Consider the following 25,455-nt stretch of genomic DNA (forward strand, 5'->3'; position numbering starts at 1 on the left):
TTGCTAACTTAAGTTTAGGAGAATAATCTCAAAATGTCGTAAAAATTCCTTGAAAAGAACAGGAAAAAGGGTGAATGGTACCTTTTTTACGCTAAAGTGATGCTATTTAGGGCTGAAATGTGGTCTAAAAATTCATTATTTCCTTAAAATCATCTAAACGGGATCGAGACAAAGGAATTTTAGTAGCATCATTTCCTTTTAAAATTAAGGTGAAACTATTTTTAGAATAACTAATTAATTCTGAGACACGTTGTAAATTAACTAAATAAGACCGATGTGATCGAAAGAATCCAAAGGCCATTAATTTGGTTTCTAGCTCTGTCATTGTGAGGCTAGTTGGAAATTGTTCTCCACTAACACTGATGTGACTAATACTATTTATACTCTCCACAAAATCTACTTCTATTGGATCAAAGAAGATGGTTTTATCAGCTACTTTACAGGTGATTTTAAAAATAGACGGCATCTGAGTTTCATCGTTCGTGCTGAGAACAGGTTCATCGAGGCTCAAATCGGTTTGCTCTAACCCGACTAATTTATTGTACTGATAGACATTTTGACTTAATAAAATTAGTTCCTCCAAGTAGCTTGCAGTGAAAAGAATCGCTGTTTGCTGATTATTAAACGTCGCGATAGCGCGCAAATAAAGCTCGATCCCTTCATTTGTTAAATCAGTCAAAGGACTTTCGATTAATAATAATTGTGGTTCAAAGAGAAAAACTCTAGCGAGGTGAATCCGTTGGACTTGATCAATTGAAAGAGATTTAATAGGTCTATCTAGAATGTCAATCAATGAAAAAGCTTCAGCTACTTGATCAATTGTTAAGGGGCTGTTGGCAATTTTTTTGAAATTGCTTAAATAACGGCGAATGGTTTGATTATTATAAAGCTGATCTTCTTTTCGGATAGACAAAATTTGAGTCGCTTCAATTTTTAAGCTGCCACTTGAAGGGGATTCTTTTCCTTCTATTAAATCAAATAGAACGTTGGCTTCATTGCGAGTGAGCTTGATGCCAATTCGGTCATTAAGTAAAATATCTAGGTCAATGTTTTTAAGAATCGTTTGAAGATTCTGTTCTTTAGTTAATGTTTTAGTTGTTAACAGTGCCATCTAATTCCTCTTTCTTTCCCAAAGTGGGGGGTAATCATTTATCGTTAGTTTATAATAACATAGTTAAAACCATCCGTTAACAGAAAAAAAAAGAGGAGACAAGTGTCTCTCTCTTCTTTTCTCATGATAGTTTGCCACTAAACTTGGTTAAACATGACTTGTCCTTTTACATTAAGGGGGCAAAGACATTGAGAACGGCGCGACCAAGATGTTTTAGCCAGCTGACATTTTTTATGTCAGCATCTGTGATTTCTTGGCACAAGGATTCGGTTGTTAAAAAATCCTCAAGCATAACTGGAATAACACTCGTCTTATACATCCAGACGCCACATTCAAGATGAAGGAACAGGCTTCGATAGTCGAGATTGATCGTCCCAACGGTAGCAAAAAGTCCATCAACAATAAAGGTTTTAGAATGAATGAAGCCAGGTGTGTATTCAAAAATTCGTACCCCTGCTTCGATTAATTGCTCGTAGTTAGAACGAGTGACTGAATGGACATACCATTTATCAGGAATATGAGGAGTTTGTATCCGCACATCAATGCCGCTTTTTGCTGCAGTGCAGAGAGCCTCCATCAGTAAATTATCAATAACGAGGTATGGCGTTGTGATGTAAACCGTGGATGTTGCTCGACCAATTAAATTAAGATAGACATTTTCTCCAATTGTTTCATCATCAAAAGGAGTATCAGTATATGGCTGAAAATAGCCGCTCTCTTGCGGTGTTTGGGCAAAGCCTTCAGTTGGATAATACTCACAATAATCTCGTGTTTCCTCTCGTTGAAAATCCCAAAGACTGAGAAACATCAAAGTAAAGCCCCAAGCCGCTTCACCTTTTAGCATAATGCCAGTGTCTTTCCAATGCCCATGTTTTTCATAGGCATTAATGTATTCATCAGCTAAATTATTACCACCTGTGAAGGCTACTTTTCCATCAATGACCGTGATTTTACGGTGATTACGATTGTTAAAGATGGACGATAAGACGGGAACAAAAGGATTGAAGATGCTGCATTTGATGCCCATGGCTTCTAATTGTCGATCGTAGTTTTGTGGCAGAGTGAAGATACAGCCCATATCGTCGTAGATTAGGCGAACATCCACTCCTTCTTTAGCCTTTCGAACCATTATTTCCAAGAGTGTGTCCCACATCTCACCTTTTTCAATGATGAAATATTCCATAAAAATGTATCTTTCGGCTTTCTCCATTTCGACTTTCATCGCTTCGAAGACCTCTTCCCCCATCGGTAAATAGGTTCCAATTGTCTTCTTGAAAGCAGGAAGCGTGCCGTAGTTTGTAATGTAATCAGATTGAACTCTAGCGTCTCCATCCTCATGAATTTTTGGTGGATTTGGTAGAGTATGTGTGAGAGCAAGGGCCTCTTTCTTTTGGATTTCCGTCATTTTACGTTGTAAATTGAGCTGAATAGTGTGTCTACCAAAAATCAAATAAGTGACAGAACCAAAAATTGGCAAGAGCATAATGGGAATGAGCCAAGCTATTTTATAAGCCGGATTACTACGATTATTGATGATTTCAAGGACAAGAATGACAGAAATAACGATACCGAACGCGTAGAAGTAAACGAGATATTCTTGGAAACGCAGAATAATACCGAATAAAATCGTGAGTTGTAAAATTAATAGAAGTGCTACGAATGCGGCACGATGTGTCAGTAACTTTAAGAATTTCATCGCAGTAATAACTCTCCTTCCCCAAAATAGTTCGCTAAGTAACTGAACGTTTGTTTCTTTGATTATACCTTAAATGATTGGCGTAGTATAATTAAAAAAGAAGTAACTAGGAAAAAACGATGAAACGAGTGGGGGAATGAAATGACTATTATGACGTGTTTTTTGGCGAAAGAAGGATTTACTGAAGGTGAGAAAGTTTTAGCAGAGTATGTCATTAATAATCCAGAGCAGGTTCTAAATTATTCTATTCGGGAGCTATCTCAGGCGACATATACATCGACTTCGACTATCTTTCGTTTATGCAAAAAATTAGGGTTGTCTGGATATAAGGAGTTTGTGATTAAACTGTCACGAGAATTGGAAAATCATTACAATAGTTTAGCAGGGATTGACGCTAACTTTCCCTTTAGTCGGGTGGATTCAGATTTACTCGTGGCAAAGAAGATAGCCACCTTATCAAATGAAACCATTACTCAGACGCATTTATTATTGACTGAATCAGCGCTAAATAAAGCTGTATCATTGATTGTTCAAGCTAAAAGTATTTTTGGATTTGGTGTGAGTCACTCGTTTAATCGGGCTCTGGATTTTCAGACTAAGATGCTGAGAATCGACTACTATGTTAAGTTGATGGGGTTGCAGTCAGATCAATTTCATTTAGCCAATCATGCGACAGAGAGCGATGTTGCGATAATTATCTCATATGGTGGAACAACAGCAGAAATTCTAAGTGATGCAAGCTTGTTGAAACGAAAGAAGTGTAAACTTATTGCGGTGACCTCAAATCTGGATGGGGAGTTGGCGACACTGTCAGATGTTGTACTGCCTTTACCTAAAAATGAAAATGCTGATTTGAATATTTCAACCTTTGCGTCGCAGATAGCAACAGAATTCGTTTTAAATACACTCTATTCATGTGTGTATAAGTGCAATTATACAGAAAATATAAAGAAAAATAAAAGTGCTCCGACCTCATATTTATTACGTTAGCGAAACAATGTTTCATTGTTTCGTTCTTTTTTTGGTTGAAAGCTGAAACGTTGTCTCTAAATTCAGAGAGAGGATTTACAAATGAAATAAGATGGGTGAGAATGAAAAAGTGTAGACAGCGACTAGTAGGAGTGATTGCTGTGTGAAAAATAAATAGGTAAAAAATGGAGGAGATAGTTATGAATGGTTTGATGCGTTTTTTAGAAGAAAAAGTTCAACCAATCGGGGTTAAAATTGGTGGACAACGGCATTTATTAGCAGTTCGGGATGGATTAGTGTTGTCAATGCCGCTAATTATTGTGGGATCAATTTTTTTAGTATTAGCTAGTTTACCGATTCCAGGTTATCAAGAGCTTATCGCGTCTGTTTTTGGAGAAGAATGGACCAGTACGATGGGATTTGTAGTAAATTCAACCTTTGGTGTCATGGCATTGATTTCTTCTTTTGGGATTGCCAATTCTTTAGTGAAAAGCTACAGTATTGATGGAACGACAGCAGGCATTATTTCATTATGTTCGCTTTTGCTTGTGACCCCGTTGACCAAAGATAATGGAATCGATATGACCTATATGGGCAGTAAAGGGCTGTTTGTTTCGTTATTGATTGGTTTGGTTGTAGGAGAAATTTATCGGCGAATGGTTCAAGCTGAGATTGTCATCAAATTGCCAGAAAGTGTTCCACCAGCGGTCAGCAAGTCTTTTGTAGCCTTGATTCCTGCCGCAGCGTGCTTAACCTTGTTTTGGATTCTGCGTTTAGTGATTGCGAGCGTTGGTCTAGTGAACTTACATGAGGTTATTGGGAAAGTTGTGGGCGTTCCGCTTTCTTATGTTGGAGGTGGCTTTGTTGGTGGGTTAGTGGCTGTTCTAGTTACTGGTATTTTTTGGTCCGTTGGGATTTTAGGCTGGGATTTGGTTCAGAGTGTCTTGAATCCACTGTGGTTGCAAATGCTGGATGAAAATCGTCTAGCTTTTCAGGCTGGAACTGAAATTCCTCATATTTTGAATACAACGTTCTTCAATGTCTTTGTCTGGATGGGCGGAAGTGGTTCTATCATTGGCTTAGCGATATTGTTAATGTTTACTTCAAAGAGTAAGCAAAATAAAGAGTTAGGAAAATTAGGATTTCCGCCAAATGTTTTTAATATAAGCGAACCAATCATGTTTGGTTTTCCTGTTGTGATGAATCCATTAATCCTGATTCCATTCACACTAACGCCACTGGTTATCTATATTATTTCATATTCAGCGATGGCAACGGGTCTAGTTGCTAAGACAGCGGGAATCTTAGTCCCATGGACGATGCCGCCGATTATCGGTGGGTACTTAGCGACAGGTGGACATATCTCAGGGGCTATTTTACAGGCTGTCTGCCTAGTTGTGAGTATTGTTATTTACTACCCCTTCTTTAGAATGATTGACAATCAGTATTATCAAGATGAGTTAAACGGATAGGAGCATTTAAGTGAAGAGACTATTAAATTGTACGGCGATGGAAACTCGAGCTTTATCGAAAGAAGACTTATTAATCGCTATTAAAGGGAATGCTGGGCGGACAATTTTGGCTGAGAATGATGTGGTAATTCCACCTTTTGCGGGAAATGTCACTAATTCAGAGGTTGTGGCTGCTTTTGGAGCAGATTTAATTTTACTTAATTGTTTTGATTTTGAAAATCCGCGGATTATTGGCATTGATAAAGCCGAGATCAACCCCATCGAACGGTTAAAAGACCTAACGGGCAAGCCAATCGGAGTTAATCTGGAACCTGTCGATGAGAGTGCGGAATTTGAAGGAACAATCAATAAAATCAGTTCGGGGAGACTAGCATCCAATGCTAATTTAAAGCTGGCCAATGAGTTTGGCTTTGATTTTATTTGCCTGACAGGAAACCCAAGTACTGGTGTCTCTAATAAGGAGATAATTGACGCGACAAATCGGGCGGCAGAGCTATTTAATGGAGTCATTATCTCTGGAAAAATGCACTCAGCAGGGGTTTCAGAAGCTGTGATTGACTTTGCAACCATCGAGGCTTTTGCGACAGCAGGGGCAGATATCATTTTGGTCCCGACAGCTGGAACCGTCCCTGGCTTTACGGAAAGCCAAATGCATGAATGTGTTCAGCACATTCAACGACAAGGGAAGTTAGCGATGTCGACAATTGGCACGACGCAAGAAGGAGCAGACACAGCGACCATTAGAGAACTCGCTCTAACAAGTAAACGGGCTGGAGCAGATATTCAGCATATTGGCGATGCTGGCTTTAATGGGACAGCCGATCCTGAGAATATTATGCAATTATCGGTATCAATCCGTGGAAAACGGCATACTTATTTGCAGATGTCCCAATCCATTAATCGTTAAAAGTGAATGAAGGAAACTCAAAACGGAACTGTGACTTAGGTCGCAGTTTTTTTGTCTCTCAAATGCGTGCAAATGTATTATAATAGAAACAACTGACAATCTAACAGAAAAAATAACTAAAGGAGCCGGGGAAATGGAGATTACGATTGGAAAATTATCAGAGCTGACCGTCTCACAAATTGTGACGATTTTTAAGGAACGAGTAGCAGTGTTTGTTGTGGAGCAAAACTGCCCTTATCAGGAAATAGACGAGGCGGATTACGAGGCGACTCATGTCGGGATTTGGCAGGGAGAAGAGCTATTGGCGTATAGTCGTGTGATTGACAAAGGAGAGGCAGTGTCGATTGGCCGAGTGATTGTGACTGAGTCACATCGTGGTGAGCAGTTAGGGCATAAAGTTGTGTCACTAGCCTTGAAGGAAATTGCGACTAATTACTCTGGACGTCCTGTTATCATTTCAGCTCAGGCTCATTTAACGTCATTTTATGGACGGGCAGGTTTTGAGACCATTTCCGAAGAATATCTGGAAGATGGCATTCCCCATGTAGACATGAAATTAGTTCAAGTGGGATAGTTAGCGTTAATAATTAGGTAGATGATAAGAGGTGGCGATGCAGCTTACCTCTTATTTTTTTTGTTACATTTAGCTGGTTTCACAAAATAAAATAGCTGAGACTCGTTTTACTTCCAGCTGCTTCAAGCTAAAAGACCTACAGTCACTTTGAATTATTCAGTTCATTAGAGCGACTAGCTATTTTCAGATGATGTTGCGGGAGGTATATAAAACAACTGGTGGGCATAAAAATAGGAATTCTTTGTGAAAAACACAGTCGATAATTGCTATTTCTTTATAAGAAGTCTAAATAAGCTCCTAGAATACTTATAAAAGAAATAAGGAAATAGCGGAGTTCGGTAACAAAGATTTGAATTTCATTCTCAATTAGGATAAAATGTAAGAGATTGAGTAAAGATAAAATTTGATATGGAGGTCGTTATAAATGTCCGTTTTAGAAATTAAAAACTTACATGTGTCGATTGAGGACAAGGAAATTTTAAAAGGCGTTAATTTAACCATGAAAACGGGGGAAATTCACGCAATAATGGGACCAAACGGCACAGGTAAATCTACCTTATCCGCTGCGATTATGGGAAATCCTAACTATGAAGTGACTAGTGGGGAAATCTTATTAGATGGTGAAAATATTTTAGAACTAGAGGTTGACGAACGTGCTCGTGCTGGTTTATTTTTAGCCATGCAATACCCAAGTGAAATCCCTGGTATTACAAATGCAGAATTCATGCGCGCTGCGATTAACTCAAAACGTGGGGAAGATGACAAAATTTCAGTCATGGACTTCATTAAAAAATTAGATGAAAAAATGGCATTATTAGATATGCCAGAAGAGATGGCAGAACGTTATTTAAACGAAGGCTTCTCTGGTGGAGAAAAGAAACGGAACGAAATCTTACAATTATTAATGATGGAACCAACCTTTGCCATTTTAGATGAAATTGATTCAGGACTAGACATTGATGCACTAAAAGTTGTGTCAAAAGGGGTCAATGAAATGCGTGGCGGGAACTTTGGGTCATTAATCATTACCCATTACCAACGCTTACTTAACTATATTACCCCTGATGTGGTGCATATCATGATGGATGGTCGTGTCGTTAAAACAGGTAATGCTGAGTTGGCAAAACGTCTTGAAGCAGAAGGCTATGCAGGGATCAGCCAAGAACTAGGTATCGAACTAACTGAAGAATAAGAAAGGGCGATCAGATAAATGAAGACTCAACAATTTGAAACTTATCTTGCCGACTTGAACGCTTTTTCAGTTGGTCAAGGTGAACCAAAATGGATGCTTGATCTCCGTTTAGCAGCTTTAGCTAAGCTGGGTGAGTTAGAGCTACCAAAAATCGAACGGGTTAAGATTGACCGTTGGAATTTAACAGAGGTTGCTGATTTCGACGAAACAGTCGACTATGGCAATGTGTATAATTTTGATGCAAGCAAGGATAATCCAGTTCTTGTACAGCATGGTAATACGACAGTGGCAGAGCAGATGCCTGTTGCATTGGCTGAACAAGGGGTTATTTTTACCGATATTTTTACCGCCTTACAAGAGCATCCAGAGCTAGTCAAGGAAGCTTATATGACGCTAGCTGTTAAACCGGATGAAGATCAATTAACTGCTTTTCATGCGGCGTTTATGAGTGGGGGAGCATTCTTGTATGTGCCTAAGAATGTGGTGATAGAAGAACCTTTAGAGGCTATTTTCTTACATAATGCGGCGTCCACAACGAACTTTGTTAAACATGTCTTGATCTTGGCAGATGAAAACAGCCAATTCAACTACTTGGAACGATTCCAAACAGTTGGTGAGGGTGATGTTAAATCAATTGCCAATATCGTGGTTGAGGTAGTGGCTAAACAAGGCTCTAAGGTGAAATTCTCGGCAATTGATCAATTAGGGGTCAATGTGACAGCTTATATGAACCGTCGTGGCCATATCTTACGTGATGCGTCTGTTGATTGGGCGATCGGTGTGATGAATGATGCGAATGTCGTGGCTGATTTTGATTCAGATTTAGTGGGTGAAGGCTCTCACTCTGAGGTTAAGGCAGTCGCAATAAGTGCTGGTCGTCAAACACAAGGAATTGACACGCGTGTGACGAACTATGGCCGTCATTCGGTTGGTCATATTTTACAGCACGGGGTCATTCGTGAGCGTGGCACGTTAACCTTTAACGGAATTGGACACATTATCAAGGGAGCTAAGGGTGCCGATGCGCAACAAGAAAGTCGTGTATTGATGCTTTCTGACCAAGCTCGTGGCGATGCTAACCCTATTTTATTAATCGATGAAAACGAAGTAACAGCTGGCCATGCTGCCAGTGTAGGACGTGTTGATCCAGAAGAGATGTATTACTTAATGAGCCGAGGCCTAAGAAAAACGGATGCGGAGAAGTTAGTGATTCGTGGTTTCTTAGGATCAGTTTTAACTGCAATTCCAGTGAAAGAAGTTCGTCAGGAGCTTGCAGAGGTTATTGAAAGGAAGTTATCTTAATGATCAATGGCAACCAATTCAGACAAGATTTTCCGATTTTACATCAAGCTGTTAATGATGAGCCCTTAGTTTATTTAGATAATGCGGCTACGACTCAGAAGCCACGACAGGTCCTCGATGCTCTTGCTCACTATTATGAGCGAGATAATGCGAATGTCCACCGTGGCGTCCATACGCTTGCAGAGCGATCGACTGCGGCTTATGAAGGGGCTCGTGAGAAGGTTAGAGCCTTTATTAAGGCGAACTCAACGGCTGAGGTGCTATTCACGCGTGGCGCAACGACGGGCTTAAATTGGGTCTCTCGTAGCTACGGGGATGCGAATGTCAATGAGGGCGATGAGATTGTGATTTCCTATATGGAGCATCATTCTAATATCGTGCCATGGCAGGAGCTGGCAAAGCGTCGTAAAGCTAAATTGGTTTTTATTGAGTTAACCCCTGATGGTTGTCTTGATATGGCAGATGCCCGTAAAAAGATCACCAATAAAACAAAAATTGTGTCTGTCGCTCATTGCTCCAATGTCCTAGGTGTGACCAATCCGATACGAGAGCTGGCTGAATTAACTCATCGTAACGGTGGGGTCATCGTGGTAGACGGAGCTCAGGCAGTGCCACATATGCCCGTAGATGTCATCGAGTTGGATGCCGATTTTTATGCCTTTAGTGGGCATAAAATGTGCGCGCCAACCGGGATAGGTGTATTATATGGCAAACGGCAACATTTAGAAGCAATGGAGCCGATAGAGTATGGTGGTGAGATGATCGATTTTGTTTATGAGCAAGAAAGTACTTGGACTCAGCTCCCTTGGAAGTTCGAAGCGGGAACGCCGAACATCGCCGGGGGGATTGGATTAGGTGCTGCGATTGATTACTTAAACGAGATTGGCATGACTGAGATTCATCAATACGAAGCGGAGCTCGTGGCGTACGTGTTACCAAAATTACAAGCCATCGACGGTTTGACGGTATACGGTCCACAAGATCCGAAAGATCACAATGGCGTGATCGCCTTTAATATTGATGGCTTACACCCACATGACCTAGCAACGGCGATGGACATGCAGGGCGTAGCAGTGCGAGCAGGTCACCACTGTGCGCAACCCTTATTAACCTACTTAGACGTGCAATCAACCGCACGAGCAAGTTTCTATTTTTACAATACCAAAGAAGATGCTGACCAATTAGTAGCAGGTCTTCTCGCGACAAAGGAGTTTTTCCAACATGGCTCTATCTAGATTAGATAATTTATACCGACAAGTCATCTTAGATCATTCAAGTCATCCTCATCATCATGGTGTTTTAGATGAATCGACAACAGAAATTGAGATGAACAATCCTACCTGTGGCGATGTTATCCAGCTACAGATGAAGCTGACACCCGACAATGTGATTGAAGATATTCGCTTTGATGGCAGTGGCTGTTCGATCAGTACCGCTAGTACAAGCATGATGACCGATGTTGTCATTGGGAAAACGACCGACGAGGCGCTTGCGCTAATTGACCGTTTTTCTGAGCTGGTTCAAGGCAAGGAGGTCCCTCAATTGGATGCCTTAGGAGATGCCCAGATCCTTAGTGGTGTGGCGAAGTTTCCAGCGCGAATTAAGTGTGCCACTCTAGGCTGGAAGGCCTTAGAACGTGGGATATATGAGAATAAAGAGACGACAGTTGAGAACCAGAGTCATTGTGAGGAATAACGAGAAGGAGGATTCTTATATGAGTGATGTACCTACACCAGAAGTTGAAACAGAAGTACCATCGTTAGAGGAATATAAATTCGGCTTTCACGATGAAGTTGAATCGGTTTTCAGTACCGGTAAGGGCTTGACGGAAGAAATCGTCCGTGAAATTTCAAAAGTTAAAGAAGAGCCAGAATGGATGTTAGATTTCCGTTTGAAATCCCTAGAGGCGTTTAATAAAATGCCGATGCAAAAATGGGGTCCAGACTTATCTGATATTGATTTCGAGGCCTTAACCTACTATAAAAAAGCCAGTGATGAGCCTGCTCGTGATTGGGACGATGTGCCAGATAAAATCAAAGAAACCTTTGAACGTATCGGTATCCCTGAAGCTGAGCGTAAATACTTAGCAGGGGCAAGCGCCCAGTATGAGTCAGAAGTGGTTTACCACAACATGAAGGACGAATTCAGTAAATTGGGTATCGTCTTCACTGACACGGACTCTGCTTTAAAAGAGTACCCAGAATTATTCAAGGAGTACTTTGCAAAATTAGTGCCCCCAACGGATAACAAGCTAGCAGCCTTAAACTCTGCTGTGTGGTCAGGTGGCACCTTTATCTATGTGCCAAAAGGTGTGCGGTGTGATGTGCCGCTACAAACCTATTTCCGGATTAATGCGGAAAATATGGGACAATTTGAGCGGACACTGATCATCGTCGATGAAGGCGCTAGTGTTCATTACGTTGAAGGCTGTACAGCCCCAACCTATTCAACTAATAGTTTGCATGCTGCTATTGTTGAAATCTTTACCCGTAAAGATGCTTATTGCCGTTATACGACGATTCAAAACTGGTCAGATAACGTTTATAACTTGGTAACAAAACGTGCCAAGGCCTATGAAAATGCGACAGTTGAGTGGATTGATGGCAACCTTGGCGCTAAGACAACCATGAAGTATCCAAGTGTCTACCTAGATGGACGTGGCGCTCGTGGAACAATGCTTTCAGTGGCATTTGCCAATGAAGGACAAATCCAAGATACTGGGGCAAAAATGATTCATAACGCCCCAAATACATCAAGTTCGATTGTGTCTAAATCAATTGCTAAAAACGGTGGCGAAGTTAACTACCGTGGTCAAGTAACATTTGGTAAGAAGAGCCAAGGCTCTATCTCACATATCGAGTGTGACACGATTATCATGGATGATTTATCTAAGAGTGATACCATTCCCTTTAATGAGATTCATAACAGTCAAGTGGCTTTGGAGCATGAGGCGAAGGTCTCAAAAATCTCTGAGGAACAACTTTACTACCTGATGAGCCGCGGCTTGACGGAGCAGGAAGCGACTGAGATGATCGTCATGGGATTCGTTGAACCCTTTACGAAGGAACTGCCGATGGAGTATGCGGTGGAGCTGAACCGATTGATCCAGTATGAGATGGAAGGCAGTGTGGGGTAAAGCCTTTTTTAGCGCTAGAAACGTTGATTTATCAATGTTTTTGGTGCTTCTTTTTTTCGAAAAAGCAAACTAACTACAAAACTAACTACAATTTCTTTTAGAAAAGATATTTTTCCTTTTCAATAAACTGAGCGAATTGGTCAGCGCTACGCTCCTCACGTTCGGGGTAGAAGTAGTTATATACTTGTCGAGTCATCTTGGAATCTTTATGGCCGACACGGTACATAATATCCTCTAAGTTCATATCTGCCATTGCACAAAGTGAGACATGTGTTTTACGGAATTCATGAAGTGTAATTCGCTTTAATTTGTATTTAGTCGCGATGACATCGTACCAATCATTCGCTTGACCAGGACGACAAAATCTATTTTCTTTGTTAGGAAAAACAAGTTGATGTTTATTTGTTGCTCTAATTCCTAAAACCTTAAATTCGAACTGTTGTCTAGTTTGCCATTCCAGTAACATAGCCATTGTTTCTGAATCAATTGAAATGGTTCTTTTACCAGCATTTGTTTTGGCACTTTGACTAGCTACTTTGGTTATTTTAGTATTAGGATCACTTTCGACCTCAGCTAATGTTTTACTGATGATTAATTTCTTAGTTTCAAAATTAATATCATTCCATTCAAGAGCAAGTATTTCTGATTTTCTAGCACCTGTATAGGATAAGACTCGAAAATAAGTTTCGATTTTCTTGTTTCCATGCTTTTTGCAGCAATCCAAGAAGATAGCCAGCTCTTTTGGAGTGTAGACACTCATTGTTTCAGTAGCAACTAAATTTTCATCTATTTCTTGACGTTTGATAGGCTCGGTTTTTCGCATAGGGTTTTCATTTATTAGTTCTTGTTGAACACCGTATTGTAGAATTTGTGCAACTGCTCGACGGAAGTAATAGGCTTGTTTATAACCATCTCTTATCCAGCGACGATTGACTTGAGTACAAAAGCGTACTGAAATGTCTTTAAGCATTTTATTTCCAAAATATTCAAGTGCATGATCTTCAATGGCTCTTCTCGTAATCATGATAGTAGATGGTTTGACTTTTAATCGGTATTGTTCAATGAATTCCTCATATAGCTCCTTAAAAGTGATATTACCATTCATTTTCAGTAGATTCTTATCGAAATCTAGTTGCAGTTGTCGATAACATTGTTGTGCTTCTTTCTGTATTTTGAAATCACATCTAGTGGTACGAACTTCTTCAAAATCTGTTTTTCCAAGATAACATTGAAATTTCCAAAATTTTTACCAACTCAAATTATTCTAATAGTAAAGAATTCAGTGGTTAGCTCATGCTCTATTGGGGCATGAGGATAAAGTGAATAAACCGATTATCGAACGTCACGATATTGAATCAAACTAAATGCAATTAAGCTGAGAAATAAAGTCCAGATAAACTGAACTAGTAATCCCTGCGAACCGTTTAATAAGATGCTTAAGTTTGTTGAGAAAAATAGATTCATAGTTGCCAAATCAGGTAAATATTTTGCGAATTTGGTCATAGCAAGCAACATTTGACTTAGTCCGAGAATGAGGGGAAACATAATAGCGATCGGTAAAATTTTTGATTTGGTAATGATGGTCAAAGAAACTGTAATCCAAGTGATTAGCGTCCAACTTAACATTGCGACAGTAACTTTAGTCAAAAATTTAAGCATTAGAGGTAGAGTCAAAATGCTACTAAACTGAATAATACCAACTCCTAAACAAACTAAACTGGATAATAAACCTACAATCCATACAATAACTGTTAGAAGAAACATCTTAGTTATAACGAGTTTCATACGAGAAGGTATTGTCAATAATGTAGTACGCAAATAGGAATGTGAATATTCTTGTCCGAAGAAACTAGCTGCTATTATAACAAGGCCTGCTTGGCTCAAAAATAAATTACGTAAGCTAGCAGACAATACTTCATTGGTTATCAGAAATTGTTCATTGCCTGTTCCAGAAAAAAATAATACTAATGGGGCTATTAAAATAGTTCCAATTGTACCAAACAAGCACCAATTATAAGAGAAAAACTTGATTACTTCACTTTTTAGAATAGTTTTGAACATCAATATTTCCCTCCTACATCGCTACAAATGAACGAATAAAGTGCTATTAATACAGTAACTGTTATCCATAAAACAAGTATCAACATCCCTTTCATTGGATCATGGGGATAGGATTTAACTGGAGTAGCAACAATAAAATTTCCAGCAGCTACGGGCAGATACTCTCCCCAAGACCATCTTTGTGCAAGAAAACTCCCAAGATTGTAGATTTGAGGAACTAAAAATACCAAAGGAACAATTATATTTTTGCAAAGTAAACCAATGGAAAATGATAAAACGGTTAATAATATCCAGTTTATCATAGTATAACCGATAAATTTCCAAGCTGTTGGACTTAAGGTTAGTGGATTTAATCCTAAATCACCTAGTCCAAAATGCGTGATTGCAACAGTTATAAATATTGAAATAAATGATACCAGCGTTGTTGAAACCAAAATAGTTACTAACTTAGCACTAAAAAGTTCTATACGCTTATTACTATATAACATGGTTGTACGTAAATTATGATTTTTATATTCACTGGCTCCGTTAATTCCACCCCAGATTACAATTGGGAGTATCCCGAATAGAGCAGCATCAAAGCCAAAATAGTCTAATGGCGGTATAGCTTCTAGTAAGTCTGGATGGGTTGCAGGAGTTGCACCCAGTCCTATAGAAGCTAGTTGATTAGCTTCTAACAATCCCAATAAAGGTTGAAGAACAATCACTAAACCAAAAACTATCCACCAGCCATGACTATTGAATAGTTTAGAAAATTCAGAATAAGTTGTTCTGGCAAAACTCATGATTGGTATCCTCCTTCAGTAAGTATAAAGAATACATCTTCTAATGTTTCAATACTTTGCATTACTTCATGAAGTGCGCCAGTAACAACGATTTGCCCCTTATTAATAATAACAACGTCATCTGCAATAGCCTCAATTTCAGAAAGGTAGTGCGAGGAGAGTAAAACAGTCTTTCCCTGATCGGCTTGTTTACGAATAAAATTTCTAAACCATTTAATTCCCATAGGATCTAATCCATTTGTTGGTTCATCAAGAACAAGATACTGCGGGTCACCAAGTAGTGCAATAGCAATACCTAATCGCTGTCCTTCACCTAAAGATAAAGTTCCAAGTTGCGAATGGTTCTTATTTGATAAGTCAACAATATCTAAAACTTCTGAAATACGTTTGTTTGGTATATTATTACTTTTCGCAATAATTTTCAGATGAGTTCTGACTTTTCTTGAAGGTGTCCCACCAATTCCATCAAAAGCTGAACCGACAAATTGTAATGGAAAGGTCAAATTACTATACTTTTGATTACCAAAAGTTGCTGTTCCTGACAAAGGACGATCTAAACTAAGAAGAATTCTAAGTGTAGAACTTTTTCCAGCTCCATTTGGACCAAGAAAAGCTGTTATACGTCCTTCTTTTGCTTCAAATGTTATATTTTCTAGTATATTTTTCTTTTTATGTTGTTTGCAGACATTCGAAACAACAATATTTTTTTTAGTAGTTTTCAATTATAAGACTCCTTATACTGGTTATTATTTTATTATCTACATAATAAAAGTATTTACATTTCTCGATAAAGTGGAACTGTATTAATTAACTCATTTGATTCCCAAAACCGACAGCTCATCCATGTTCAAGAACATAGATGATATCAGAATCGATTACTGTAGACAGGCGATGTGCTGCCACGATAACAGTTTTATTCCCCTTCAATTTATCTACCGCTTTTTTAATACCTTTTTTCTAGAGAAGCATTCTTGTTAATTGGTAAACTTAGTGTACAAGAGTGTGAATCATTTGTAATGAGTACATTGTGCAATTGAGTAAGAAATAGTATGATGAAGTTAAAAGCTATAATTTTTATGTAGAGAAGGGGCTGGATAATATAACATATTTATCCCACTAATCCTTTCAAAATGATGAATTATAGAGAGGGTTTTAGGTGAAATATAAATTATTAGTGTATTTCTAAAATATCTGAAGTACTGAGTATTGATAAAGTAAAAATTGCGTAGAGTGGATTAGTTTTGAGAGTGATTTTGTTTGGACTTATAGTTTCCTTATAAAGAATTATTGTAAAAAAAATGATAAGCTATAGTTTTTTTGTTTAAGTAAGGAACATATATTAATAGTGAAAAATACTTAGATTGGAGAAAAGCATATGAAGGAAAAATTCACCTATTTATTGCTCTTATTTATATTTTTGGCGCTATCTCTACTTACTATTAAGCAGTTTGGCTATTTGAATGACTCACAATCTGCAATTGTTGTTCCAATTACTATTGTTCTCACTCTTTTTTGTACAATTATTATTTTTATTTCTAGGGATATGAAAAATGTTAGATACTTCGTCTTACTTATTTTAATTACTTCAATTTTATTAGTAATGGGCTTAATCCCCATTTCCTTTTTTAATCCTATTACATCTATATTGATTTCCTTCTTGCCCTACCTAAGTTATCAATTTTTTGTCACTTTTAATTTAAATTCAATCTCATCTGTTTCAAAAAGAATCAATCAATTTCTATTTATACAATCTATGTTTGTCCTCGTTTTATTATTTCTCAATTTTGAAAAGTTTATATGGATGGTAAGCACAGTCTTTATTTTCGATATATTTGGTTGCCTATTCTTATATTTTAAAGGTAGAGATAGATTAACCACTCAAACTAAAAAAGAGCAGATTCTTTTGATTTGGATATTAATTTTGTCACTGTTTTCGTTAATTATTTCGACTTCAATCTTAAGTGGATTAATTCTTTTTCTTATCCCAATTACAGTTGGTATTATTTTAGTAAAACGTAACAAAATTTGGCTAAGCAAGGTTGCAATTGCCGTAAATCTGTTCACACATCTTATCTGCATGGGGGCTTTCTTCACTATTAATTTTTATTTTCTTCGCCTTTCTATGTTTGATATTTATTTTATTTCTATTTTCTATTGTCTGATCTTGTTTATTCTTTATTTAAAAAATTGGTACCTGAGTAGTATTGAGGTAAGACGAATCAAACAAAGAAAAAAAGATTTTCAAAAAGAAAAGATTGATCTTGTACAAACTATCAGTAAAGAAAAAACTTTGTCTTCGATAAGCACCCTAATTAGTAAAATTCTCTTACAATATCATGATATAGATAGTCATTTAATTGTTTGGAGGGATCAGACCCAACCCTATATTTTGTCTAGTGTAGGAGAATTCTCAAAACTTATTCTAACAAATAAAATTATTGATGAATTTGAACACGACTCTAAAACATTTCACTATCGCAACAATGAATTTAGAAAATTTACTTTTTTTGAGGACAATAAAGTTTTAGGTTGGCTGCTCATAAGTAATGAAAAAAATCCTAGTTTAAAAAATATAAAATATGAATCAATAAATGATTTAGTTAGTGTTGTTGGTAAAATAATTATTGAAAATGAAAGATTGTATGATATTAAGCAAGAAGCATTAAAAATAGAAAGCTTATCGTATGATGAATATGTGAACTACGAATATTTAAATAGGGTACAAAATTTTCATAAAGATTTTTCTTTTTTTATCCATGACAATGTTTTACAAAACATTCTGGCATTAAAAAAATTAACCGAATCTATGCATACTGAAAATGTAGAAACAAAGAAATTGATATTAGAAACTTTTGATGCTTTAAACAAAACTTTTAGAGACAAAATATTTGAATTGTATCCTTCAACAATCGAAAAAGCCCACTTATCACAAAGCATTCAAATGCTTTGTGATAAGTTCAATGATGAGCAGGAATCTATCTTTATTAAGTTTTATTGCCCACAAGAAACTCATCTGAAGAAAGAAGAGAAGTTCCATATTTATCGAATTATACAAGAATTAATTGTCAATGCTCTTAAACATTCTCAAGCAACAGAAATTCTTGTTGCGCTTATTCAAAGTGAATTTTATATTGAAAGTATTGTACAAGATGATGGTATAGGATTTGATTATAGTAAAATAAAACTCAGAGAATTTGAAAATAGACATTTTGGTATATTATCAATAAATCAAGAAGTTAACTCATTAAACGGAAAAATGAAAGTATCATCTATAAAACCACATGGAACAAAATTTACGATAACATTACCTATTACAAAGGAGGGGATAGATTCATGAAAGTATATTTACTAGACGATCATGCACTTTTTTCTAAGAGTCTTGAAATTGCATTTCGGCCAATGGATATCTCAATTACTAGTTTTACTGAGCCAAGATATTTTTTCGATAAAATGAAAAATGAGCAACCAGATTTAGTATTATTAGATATCCACATCGGGAAGTTAAGTGGGTTTGATATATCTAAAGAGCTTCTTAAAAAATTTTCGAATCAAAAAATAGTTTTTTTATCAGGCTTTGATTTGATTGAATACAAGAATGAAGCAATAAAATCAGGTGCATGGGGATTGTTAAATAAAAATGTAACAATCGAAAAATTATATGATGATCTAAAAAAAATATATCATGGAATCAATCTGCTGCCAGATGATCAAAGTTCAATAGATTTACTTAGTGAACGCGAAAAAGAGATCTTAAAATGTGTTGCAGAAGGTCTTAAGCAACAAGAGGTAGCGGATTGCCTTCAGATTAGTAGAAGAACTGTAAACAACCATCTTGTATCTATCAATGATAAACTAAGGGTAAACTCAACTGTTTCGGCGATTATTCAAGCTATTGAATTGGGAATTATTAGAGTAAAAGGCTATTGATACTAAAAAAATATACCAAGTTTATCACTCCTTAATTTAGAAACATACTGATTATTAATGTGTATGTTTAGCGAAGTAGAATTATTACTAAACAGCTCATGTTAACTCTTTGTACTTAAATGACATCGAAATAATATTCAACAAACTCTTGTGGTTATTGGGATGATGAAGTCTTTTTGTCTGTGCTTAGTTGTTTTTGTGCAGTGTAAATAGCGGTGATAAAATGTAGGAAAATGGCAACTTGAAAATGTTGTTTTTCCTACATTTTTTTGTACACTTATTTCATAGCTAAACGGAATGGAGCAATGAAATGAGAATAGATGTACGAGAAGGAGTTAAAAAATATTTAATGGATGATATAAAACCTAATTTCAACCGACTCTCTAGACAGTATGGTTGTGATTATAGAACGGTTAAAAGATATTATGAACTGGGAAAGCTCAATCAACTTCCTACTAAAAGAAAAACGAATCAGCGACCTAGCAAGTTAAATCCTTTCAAAGGAATGATTGATGAAAAATTAGAACTCGGGTGTAGTGCAATGGCTATTTTTAAGTTTATCGAAAAGAAAGGATTCGAAGGAAAATACACCATTGTTCGCGATTATTGTAAAAAAACAAAAAGAGAGAGACAGCATAAAGCAACCATTCGCGTTGAACACCGTCCTGGAGTTGCAGCACAAGTTGATTGGAAAGAAGATATGAAGTTAATCAGTAAGAATGGCGAAGTTTTTACATTTAATATTTTTCTTTACGTCTTGAGTTTTTCGAAGCTTAAATTTATTACGGTTACATTTGATCGGAAGCAAGATACATTATTCGAATGTCTCGATGATGCGTTTCAGTACACCGGAGGTGTTCCAAGAGAAATATGGTTTGACAACATGCGCACTGTTGTTGATCAGTCTCGCAGCCAGTTCTCTAAAACAGTCTTTAACCATAAATTTTATGAATTTAGTAAAGATGCGGGATTCGAGCCCATCGCCTGCCGCCCTTATCGTCCTCAAACAAAAGGAATTGCGGAGTCATTAGCGCGAATGATGGAACGATTGCGAGTCTATAATTACGAATTTAACGATGGTGTTGAATTGGTTCAACTAGTCAATGATTTTAATGAAGAACTGAATCAAGAAGTGTCACAAGCGATAGACCAACCCCCTTATTATTTGTGGGAAACAAAAGAAAAAGAGCATCTGCATCAACTAAACACAAACCTACTGACTCCCTATTTCGAAGATGATATTAGCCGTATCGTTTCTAGAGAGTCAATGGTTCAATTTAGAAAATGTAAATACTCTGTCTCACCTGATTATATTGGCAAAGAGGTTCAAATAGAACTCGATACCGATAATCAACTACATATTTATTATAAAGGAGAACGGATTAAATCGCACTTACAAAGTAATCAAAAATTTAATTATACAAATGATGACATGTATAGCATCTTAAAATCAGACGTCTTCAAAGATAAAGAAGATGAAGACATTTATGACTACATTGAGAAGTCTTTATCTCAGTACGACAACATTTAGGAGGTTTAAACATTGAGCAATTATCAACAACTACTAAGTAATTTTGAACTATTAGGACTGCATAAAACAAAAGAATATTTCCCTAACTACCTTGAGGTAGTTAATAAAAAAACTATTCCATTTACAGAAGCGTTACTCGAATTAACACACAATGAAATTGTGTTTCGAGCAGAAACCAAAATAAAGCGTGCCATTGAAAAAGCACGCTTTCCTAAACTCCGTCATTTAGACGAATTTGAATTTGGTTTTCAACCTAGTATCAATAAAAAGGAAGTCCTAGATTTAAGACATATGAGCTTCTTAAGTAAACATGAAAATAATATTTTTATAGGTAGTCTAGGTGTAGGTAAAAGTCACTTAGCGACAGGAATAGGTATAGAAGCTTGTCAGCAAGGCATTCGAACCTTATTTATTAATTGTCAGGAGTTAATTCAAAAGCTTCAAACAGCCTATGAAAAAGGGACAATTGAACGGGTGATGAAACGTTATACTCATTACGATCTATTAATTATTGATGAAATAGGCTATTTACCTATCCAAAAAAATGAAGCTCATTTACTTTTTCAATTAATCAATGCGCGTTATGAGTTGCATTCAACAATCTTCACAACAAATACCCCTTTATCTGGTTGGGGAGAAGTATTCAAAAACCCCGCAGTGACAGCAGCTATTTTAGATCGCTTGGTCCATCATTCCCATGTTATACGGATAACTGGTAAATCGTATCGCTTGAAAAATCATGGTTTAAACCCAAAATAAGGACAAGTTAAACCGCCTTTTTCCAACAATTTCAAACCGCCATAAAACTACATTTTTAAACCGCTATTGACATCATTAATATCTTTGTCATTCATGGCAGATAAGGAACAACCTTATTTTTAGTTTGACTAGTATTCGCTTTGTTAAAAGATCATGGCGTAGTCAATACAAGTGCTGTTACAAAGAGGAATGTACTTGAATATTTTATTTAGTTGTCAAAGGTCAAGCGAATTTTGTGATTCATATATATAATGGTTCGTTAGAAAAAAACAACATAAATTTAAAATATAGTATTTAAAGAATATTTTTTTGAAGAACAAAAAACCGTATAGAAAAATTGTGTCAATAGTTTTTCTATACGGTATCAGTTGTTTATTTAATTAAAGTTTATAAATATTAAAAAATACTGAGTTAAGAGATTTTATTTTTTTAGTTTAAAATTATTTATTTGCTTTTTTTCGTTATCTAAAAGAATCTTAAAAGTACTTATAGATGAAGGAGAGTCTAAAATTTCTTCCTCTAATATTTGAGTTTCTAACACTGAGAATTCATGATCATTATTTGGAAAATTTGCTAAATATGTGTTAAAAAAATCATTTGCAATATCGAAGTCATCGATTCTATAGTCCAATGTTTCTATAATTATTGGCTTTTTTGTGTTTTTTAAAATTTTTAAAAAATCACGACATTTAGTTTTTAAACAAGTTGTTTTTGATTTTCTTTTTTCTATCAATGGTGTTCTGAAAAGATGGCAAATATTAATTGTAGATAAAGCTTCATCTGTATGTCCGATAATATCACCATCAGAGAAACTAAAATTCTCTTTTGGTATATAACTAGGATCTGAAAAATTTAATAATAAAGGTTCTTCTAAACTTATATTTTCAGAAGTTAAGTTTCTTGTATTTGGATTTATCAAAGGAAATTGAGAACTTTTTGGCCCATTACATTTTTCACATGCGAATAGAAGATTACTCCAATCTGAAGCTAACCAATAATAACCTAGTCCATTTGCATTTAAATGCATTCTTCTAGGATCGTCTTTTTTTGGTCTATAATGCTCAATATGAAAGTCATTTTGAGAATTATCACAAATACTTCCGCAATAACAGCATTTATTATGGTTTTCTCCAATTAGTCTCTCTTTTACTCCCGTTGCCTTATATGCTCTAAAATCAAATGTTAATAAGCAGGGGTCTGAGGCTAAATGAGTCCGAATTCTTACTAATTCTCTTATTTTTGCGCGAGCTAAATTAGATGGTTCATTTAGTCGGTTATATCGGTTCATTTTCATCACCTGCGACAATATTTTTTGCTAAAATATTTATTTCCTCTAATAATTTGCTGTTTAAAGCTCTATTGTCTTCTTCTTTCAAAATTTCATCTAGTAGGTATTGATAAAGATATTCTCTTCTCGTGCCAGGATATCTTCTGTTAATCTTTTTCTTTTCTAAAATGGCTTTGTAATCCTCAAAAGTGAAATTTTTATCCTCATTCATTCTCAAATATAATTCTTTTATTTCAGAGTTTAGTTTTGGGTCTGTATTGTCTAATTTGAAAAAGTCCGTTGTAAGTAAGTTATCAACGCTGTAAGCATTTAAAGGTTGGTTGTTATTAAAAGTTCGTACATTAAATGTAGAATCACTATTTTTTTTTGAAATAATGATTACTTCGTTACTTTCAAGTTGTTTTATCAGTAAAGGATTGTGAGTAGTAGTGATAAATTGAACATAAGGAAAAACTTCTTTTAATATTTGAGGTAGTTCAATAATCCATTTGGGATGTAGATGATTTTCTAATTCATCAATGAGAACAATAGCTTTACCTTCATATGATTTATATCGTTTATTTATTGTGCTCATTATATCGCAAATTAGCGACAAAATAATTTTATAACCATCACTAAGTTGCTTAAAAGAAAAGGTATTATTAGATAGATGAAAAAAAACATTATTATCATTTCTTGAAATATGAATTTCATCCTTAAAAATATAAATGATCTGTTTAGTAACTAACCTAAAACTTTTTTCGGATAGACTTATTAGATACATTTCAGGGTTCGCTAAACTTTTTCTTGAATTGAATAAATTTCTAATTGAATGTATTTTATCAGGTTTGCTAGCATTAATTCCATCACTTAATCGAACAGAGCCGTAAGCGATAACAAGAGGATATTTAACTTTTTCATATTTATTTTTTCTAAGGTAAACAGACTCATCTTCATGATAAAATGAATTTATTTTTACATTCCAATCAAATATATCATCTTTCAGGCCTAGCTTCTCGATGTTATATAACATCTCAGATCTAGGAACAAGAGTTAAAGCGATAGCTTGTAATATTGAAGTTTTGCCAGAACCGTTTTCGCCAAGAATTGAAGTCCATTGACCAATTTTTTTATTAGATTTATATAGTTTAAATTTAACTGATGATAAATTTTTAAATTTCTTAATTTCTACAGTTTCTATTTGAAAAGATTCTATATTTTGAGAATAAGTATCAATTTGAATTTCTTCATTATTTGAAGTGATTCTTCTATAATGCGTGTCGACAATTATTTTTTTATCTTTATTATTGGAAATAGAATTAAATTTTCGAAGGAAGTTTTTTTTTCTTTTTTTTAACTCTTCAATATTTGATATAGTAATATACTCTTGTTTAAAGAAATATTCATTAATAGCTTCTGAAAGAATTAACTGTCTCCAAACTTCTAGAAACTCAGTTTCAAAATCATTCATAGGATTAAATATTTTACTAGGATGATTAATTTTAGGTAATCCTCCTTTTTGAAATATTTCACTTCGTTGATTTACTAATTGTTTTCTATTTAGCCCTAAAATTTCAATTGTCGCCCAACCTCTATTAGTCCAACTTTGAATCATACCAAATTCATCATAAAATAAGTGTCTATCAATTTTTTCATAAGAGAATATTGGGTTTAATAATGGGCTATTATCCAATTCATATTTTGTTCGTTTAAATTCTAAACAGTCAGAGCAAATAATAATCTTATTGGAAATATTATTTTTTAAATCATACATTTCTGGGTCTGTTTTTATTTCAGAATAAAAATCTTTATCAATAGGTTTAAAATTAGAAATATATAGAGCTGAATACTTACCTCCGCAAAAAGGGCAAATTCCATTAATTGGGATAATGGATTCATCATAGATTAATATCGGTGATTGAATAAGATCGCTGTTTCTGAAATCATTTTTTTCTAACAAAGAAATTTTAATAATGTCCTTGTATAATTTTTTGTTTTCTTTAGTCAAGTCAAGCATAGTTTCTCCTTTTTCAGCTTTTAAGTTTATTTTTGATGTCTGAAGTTAAACTGTATTGAGAAATAGTACAAGTAATGAGTTGTTTTATTTTGTTAATAATCTTTCTTTTCTTAAGATAATTTGTTTCATCTTGAAAAAATATGTAAAAGTTTCTCAAACTATTTTTGAGATCTACCAAAACATTATATAAGTCTCCTTCTTGTTTTTTTAAGAAGGATATATTTTTATCTTCTGTCCTTGCATGTCTCCAATCTAAAAAAAGCTAACTCTATTATACCAGTCGATCGTTTACAATACTTTAAAAATTCCTAATTTTAAAAAGAGCTCTCACAATATTTATTGAAAAAGCTCCTTTTTTTAAGATTTGTTTCTAATTTCATAGATATGAACATGTTTGGTCAAATTTCCTTTAAGAACTTGTAAACAGTTTGGATCTAATTGACCATAACGAGAAGCTTCTTTTAAAAGTAAAGGTTCAAATCTATTTAAACGTTCGACCATAGAGTCTTCATTACAATTTTTTGAAAATCTCCTCCTTTTTATTTAATTTGATTTGCTAAATTAAGCTAGATAATTGTGTCTCATCTATAAAATATGGTTATAATAAAGATTAATTTGAATTAAAAAAAAGCTATAAAAATCAAGAAGATGAGTACATATATCACATATAAGGATAAAAGTCGGAAAATTATTCCAACGGCTATTGGAGAGTTCGGTGACGTTTTTTCTAAATGGAAGGTTCGGTCGGA

21 protein-coding genes are annotated in these 25,455 nt (G+C 35.4%); 13 read left to right on the top strand and 8 right to left on the bottom strand.

The window, feature by feature from the left end; all coding sequences use genetic code 11:
* Positions 1-124 precede the first annotated feature (124 nt).
* Complete coding sequence (locus AC5KOD_RS16155) at positions 125-1,111, bottom strand: LytTR family transcriptional regulator DNA-binding domain-containing protein (protein WP_496915609.1); 987 nt, start codon at positions 1,109-1,111, stop codon at positions 125-127.
* A 166-nt stretch (positions 1,112-1,277) separates the two neighbouring features.
* Entirely contained in the window at positions 1,278-2,807 is a 1,530-nt protein-coding gene (gene cls / locus AC5KOD_RS16160) for a cardiolipin synthase (protein ID WP_496915610.1), read from the bottom strand.
* A 141-nt stretch (positions 2,808-2,948) separates the two neighbouring features.
* Between cls and AC5KOD_RS16165 the strand changes: the two genes are divergently transcribed.
* The 9 genes from AC5KOD_RS16165 to sufB all read left to right on the top strand — a co-directional run bounded on the left by AC5KOD_RS16165 (position 2,949) and on the right by sufB (position 12,359).
* Positions 2,949-3,797 carry a MurR/RpiR family transcriptional regulator gene (locus tag AC5KOD_RS16165; RefSeq protein ID WP_496915611.1) on the top strand — a complete coding sequence of 283 codons (849 nt, stop codon included), beginning with the start codon at positions 2,949-2,951 and terminating at the stop codon, positions 3,795-3,797.
* 179 nt (positions 3,798-3,976) lie between these two features.
* Positions 3,977-5,248, top strand: a complete 1,272-nt coding sequence (gene celB, locus AC5KOD_RS16170; RefSeq protein WP_496915612.1) for a PTS cellobiose transporter subunit IIC — start codon at positions 3,977-3,979, stop codon at positions 5,246-5,248.
* A 10-nt stretch (positions 5,249-5,258) separates the two neighbouring features.
* On the top strand, positions 5,259-6,155 hold the full coding sequence (locus tag AC5KOD_RS16175) for a DUF7916 family protein (protein ID WP_496915613.1): 897 nt from the start codon (positions 5,259-5,261) through the stop codon (positions 6,153-6,155).
* Positions 6,156-6,288: 133 nt separating this feature from the next.
* On the top strand, positions 6,289-6,729 hold the full coding sequence (locus AC5KOD_RS16180; protein WP_496915614.1) for a GNAT family N-acetyltransferase: 441 nt from the start codon (positions 6,289-6,291) through the stop codon (positions 6,727-6,729).
* A 424-nt stretch (positions 6,730-7,153) separates the two neighbouring features.
* On the top strand, positions 7,154-7,921 hold the full coding sequence (gene sufC, locus AC5KOD_RS16185; protein ID WP_496915615.1) for a Fe-S cluster assembly ATPase SufC: 768 nt from the start codon (positions 7,154-7,156) through the stop codon (positions 7,919-7,921).
* Positions 7,922-7,939: 18 nt separating this feature from the next.
* A complete protein-coding gene (gene sufD / locus AC5KOD_RS16190; RefSeq protein WP_496915616.1) occupies positions 7,940-9,223 on the top strand; it encodes a Fe-S cluster assembly protein SufD in 1,284 nt (427 codons plus the stop codon).
* Positions 9,223-10,458 (top strand): cysteine desulfurase, encoded by a 1,236-nt coding sequence (locus tag AC5KOD_RS16195; RefSeq protein WP_496915617.1) that lies wholly within the window; start codon positions 9,223-9,225, stop codon positions 10,456-10,458. Before sufD ends, AC5KOD_RS16195 begins: the two co-directional genes overlap by 1 nt.
* Positions 10,445-10,918, top strand: coding sequence for a Fe-S cluster assembly sulfur transfer protein SufU (gene sufU / locus AC5KOD_RS16200; RefSeq protein WP_496915618.1), 474 nt, complete (start codon positions 10,445-10,447; stop codon positions 10,916-10,918). The genes AC5KOD_RS16195 and sufU overlap by 14 nt, the downstream gene beginning before the upstream one ends.
* Before the next feature lie 19 nt (positions 10,919-10,937).
* A complete protein-coding gene (gene sufB / locus AC5KOD_RS16205; protein WP_496915619.1) occupies positions 10,938-12,359 on the top strand; it encodes a Fe-S cluster assembly protein SufB in 1,422 nt (473 codons plus the stop codon).
* 97 nt (positions 12,360-12,456) lie between these two features.
* On the opposite strand, the gene AC5KOD_RS16210 is transcribed toward sufB, so the two are convergent.
* From AC5KOD_RS16210 to AC5KOD_RS16225, 4 genes are all read right to left on the bottom strand, one after another.
* Positions 12,457-13,464 (bottom strand): site-specific integrase, encoded by a 1,008-nt coding sequence (locus AC5KOD_RS16210; RefSeq protein WP_496915620.1) that lies wholly within the window; start codon positions 13,462-13,464, stop codon positions 12,457-12,459.
* 227 nt (positions 13,465-13,691) lie between these two features.
* Positions 13,692-14,420, bottom strand: coding sequence for an ABC transporter permease (locus tag AC5KOD_RS16215; protein ID WP_496915621.1), 729 nt, complete (start codon positions 14,418-14,420; stop codon positions 13,692-13,694).
* On the bottom strand, positions 14,420-15,205 hold the full coding sequence (locus tag AC5KOD_RS16220; RefSeq protein WP_496915622.1) for an ABC transporter permease: 786 nt from the start codon (positions 15,203-15,205) through the stop codon (positions 14,420-14,422). The genes AC5KOD_RS16215 and AC5KOD_RS16220 overlap by 1 nt, the downstream gene beginning before the upstream one ends.
* The gene (locus AC5KOD_RS16225; RefSeq protein ID WP_496915623.1) at positions 15,202-15,927 is read right to left on the bottom strand and encodes an ABC transporter ATP-binding protein; all 726 of its coding nucleotides are present in this window, start codon (positions 15,925-15,927) and stop codon (positions 15,202-15,204) included. Before AC5KOD_RS16225 ends, AC5KOD_RS16220 begins: the two co-directional genes overlap by 4 nt.
* 653 nt (positions 15,928-16,580) lie before the next feature.
* On the opposite strand from AC5KOD_RS16225, the gene AC5KOD_RS16230 reads away from it, so the two are divergent.
* The 4 genes from AC5KOD_RS16230 (at position 16,581) to istB (ending at position 21,422) form a co-directional block, all read left to right on the top strand.
* Positions 16,581-18,542 (top strand): sensor histidine kinase, encoded by a 1,962-nt coding sequence (locus tag AC5KOD_RS16230; RefSeq protein WP_496915624.1) that lies wholly within the window; start codon positions 16,581-16,583, stop codon positions 18,540-18,542.
* Positions 18,539-19,132: a response regulator transcription factor gene (locus AC5KOD_RS16235; RefSeq protein WP_496915625.1), complete on the top strand. Its 594-nt coding sequence runs from the start codon at positions 18,539-18,541 to the stop codon at positions 19,130-19,132. The genes AC5KOD_RS16230 and AC5KOD_RS16235 overlap by 4 nt, the downstream gene beginning before the upstream one ends.
* 310 nt (positions 19,133-19,442) lie before the next feature.
* Positions 19,443-20,663: an IS21 family transposase gene (gene istA, locus AC5KOD_RS16240; RefSeq protein WP_496915626.1), complete on the top strand. Its 1,221-nt coding sequence runs from the start codon at positions 19,443-19,445 to the stop codon at positions 20,661-20,663.
* 12 nt (positions 20,664-20,675) lie between these two features.
* Positions 20,676-21,422, top strand: coding sequence for an IS21-like element helper ATPase IstB (istB, locus tag AC5KOD_RS16245; protein WP_496915627.1), 747 nt, complete (start codon positions 20,676-20,678; stop codon positions 21,420-21,422).
* A 421-nt stretch (positions 21,423-21,843) separates the two neighbouring features.
* On the opposite strand, the gene AC5KOD_RS16250 is transcribed toward istB, so the two are convergent.
* Positions 21,844-22,710 carry an HNH endonuclease family protein gene (locus AC5KOD_RS16250; protein WP_496915628.1) on the bottom strand — a complete coding sequence of 289 codons (867 nt, stop codon included), beginning with the start codon at positions 22,708-22,710 and terminating at the stop codon, positions 21,844-21,846.
* Positions 22,697-24,706, bottom strand: coding sequence for an AAA family ATPase (locus AC5KOD_RS16255; protein WP_496915629.1), 2,010 nt, complete (start codon positions 24,704-24,706; stop codon positions 22,697-22,699). Before AC5KOD_RS16255 ends, AC5KOD_RS16250 begins: the two co-directional genes overlap by 14 nt.
* Positions 24,707-25,455: the final 749 nt, after the last annotated feature.

It is taken from the genome of Vagococcus sp. WN80Y (genome assembly GCF_059621045.1).

Excerpts from the sequence above, each read along its gene's own strand:
- AC5KOD_RS16155 (WP_496915609.1), bottom strand. The coding sequence starts at position 1,111 with ATGGCACTGTTAACAACTAAAACATTAACTAAAGAACAGAATCTTCAA.
- cls (WP_496915610.1), bottom strand. The coding sequence starts at position 2,807 with ATGAAATTCTTAAAGTTACTGACACATCGTGCCGCATTCGTAGCACTT.
- AC5KOD_RS16165 (WP_496915611.1), top strand. The coding sequence starts at position 2,949 with ATGACTATTATGACGTGTTTTTTGGCGAAAGAAGGATTTACTGAAGGT.
- celB (WP_496915612.1), top strand. The coding sequence starts at position 3,977 with ATGAATGGTTTGATGCGTTTTTTAGAAGAAAAAGTTCAACCAATCGGG.
- AC5KOD_RS16180 (WP_496915614.1), top strand. The coding sequence starts at position 6,289 with ATGGAGATTACGATTGGAAAATTATCAGAGCTGACCGTCTCACAAATT.
- sufC (WP_496915615.1), top strand. The coding sequence starts at position 7,154 with ATGTCCGTTTTAGAAATTAAAAACTTACATGTGTCGATTGAGGACAAG.
- sufD (WP_496915616.1), top strand. The coding sequence starts at position 7,940 with ATGAAGACTCAACAATTTGAAACTTATCTTGCCGACTTGAACGCTTTT.
- AC5KOD_RS16195 (WP_496915617.1), top strand. The coding sequence starts at position 9,223 with ATGATCAATGGCAACCAATTCAGACAAGATTTTCCGATTTTACATCAA.
- sufU (WP_496915618.1), top strand. The coding sequence starts at position 10,445 with ATGGCTCTATCTAGATTAGATAATTTATACCGACAAGTCATCTTAGAT.
- sufB (WP_496915619.1), top strand. The coding sequence starts at position 10,938 with ATGAGTGATGTACCTACACCAGAAGTTGAAACAGAAGTACCATCGTTA.
- AC5KOD_RS16210 (WP_496915620.1), bottom strand. The coding sequence starts at position 13,464 with ATGAATGGTAATATCACTTTTAAGGAGCTATATGAGGAATTCATTGAA.
- AC5KOD_RS16215 (WP_496915621.1), bottom strand. The coding sequence starts at position 14,420 with ATGTTCAAAACTATTCTAAAAAGTGAAGTAATCAAGTTTTTCTCTTAT.
- AC5KOD_RS16220 (WP_496915622.1), bottom strand. The coding sequence starts at position 15,205 with ATGAGTTTTGCCAGAACAACTTATTCTGAATTTTCTAAACTATTCAAT.
- AC5KOD_RS16230 (WP_496915624.1), top strand. The coding sequence starts at position 16,581 with ATGAAGGAAAAATTCACCTATTTATTGCTCTTATTTATATTTTTGGCG.
- AC5KOD_RS16235 (WP_496915625.1), top strand. The coding sequence starts at position 18,539 with ATGAAAGTATATTTACTAGACGATCATGCACTTTTTTCTAAGAGTCTT.
- istA (WP_496915626.1), top strand. The coding sequence starts at position 19,443 with ATGAGAATAGATGTACGAGAAGGAGTTAAAAAATATTTAATGGATGAT.
- AC5KOD_RS16250 (WP_496915628.1), bottom strand. The coding sequence starts at position 22,710 with ATGAACCGATATAACCGACTAAATGAACCATCTAATTTAGCTCGCGCA.
- AC5KOD_RS16255 (WP_496915629.1), bottom strand. The coding sequence starts at position 24,706 with ATGCTTGACTTGACTAAAGAAAACAAAAAATTATACAAGGACATTATT.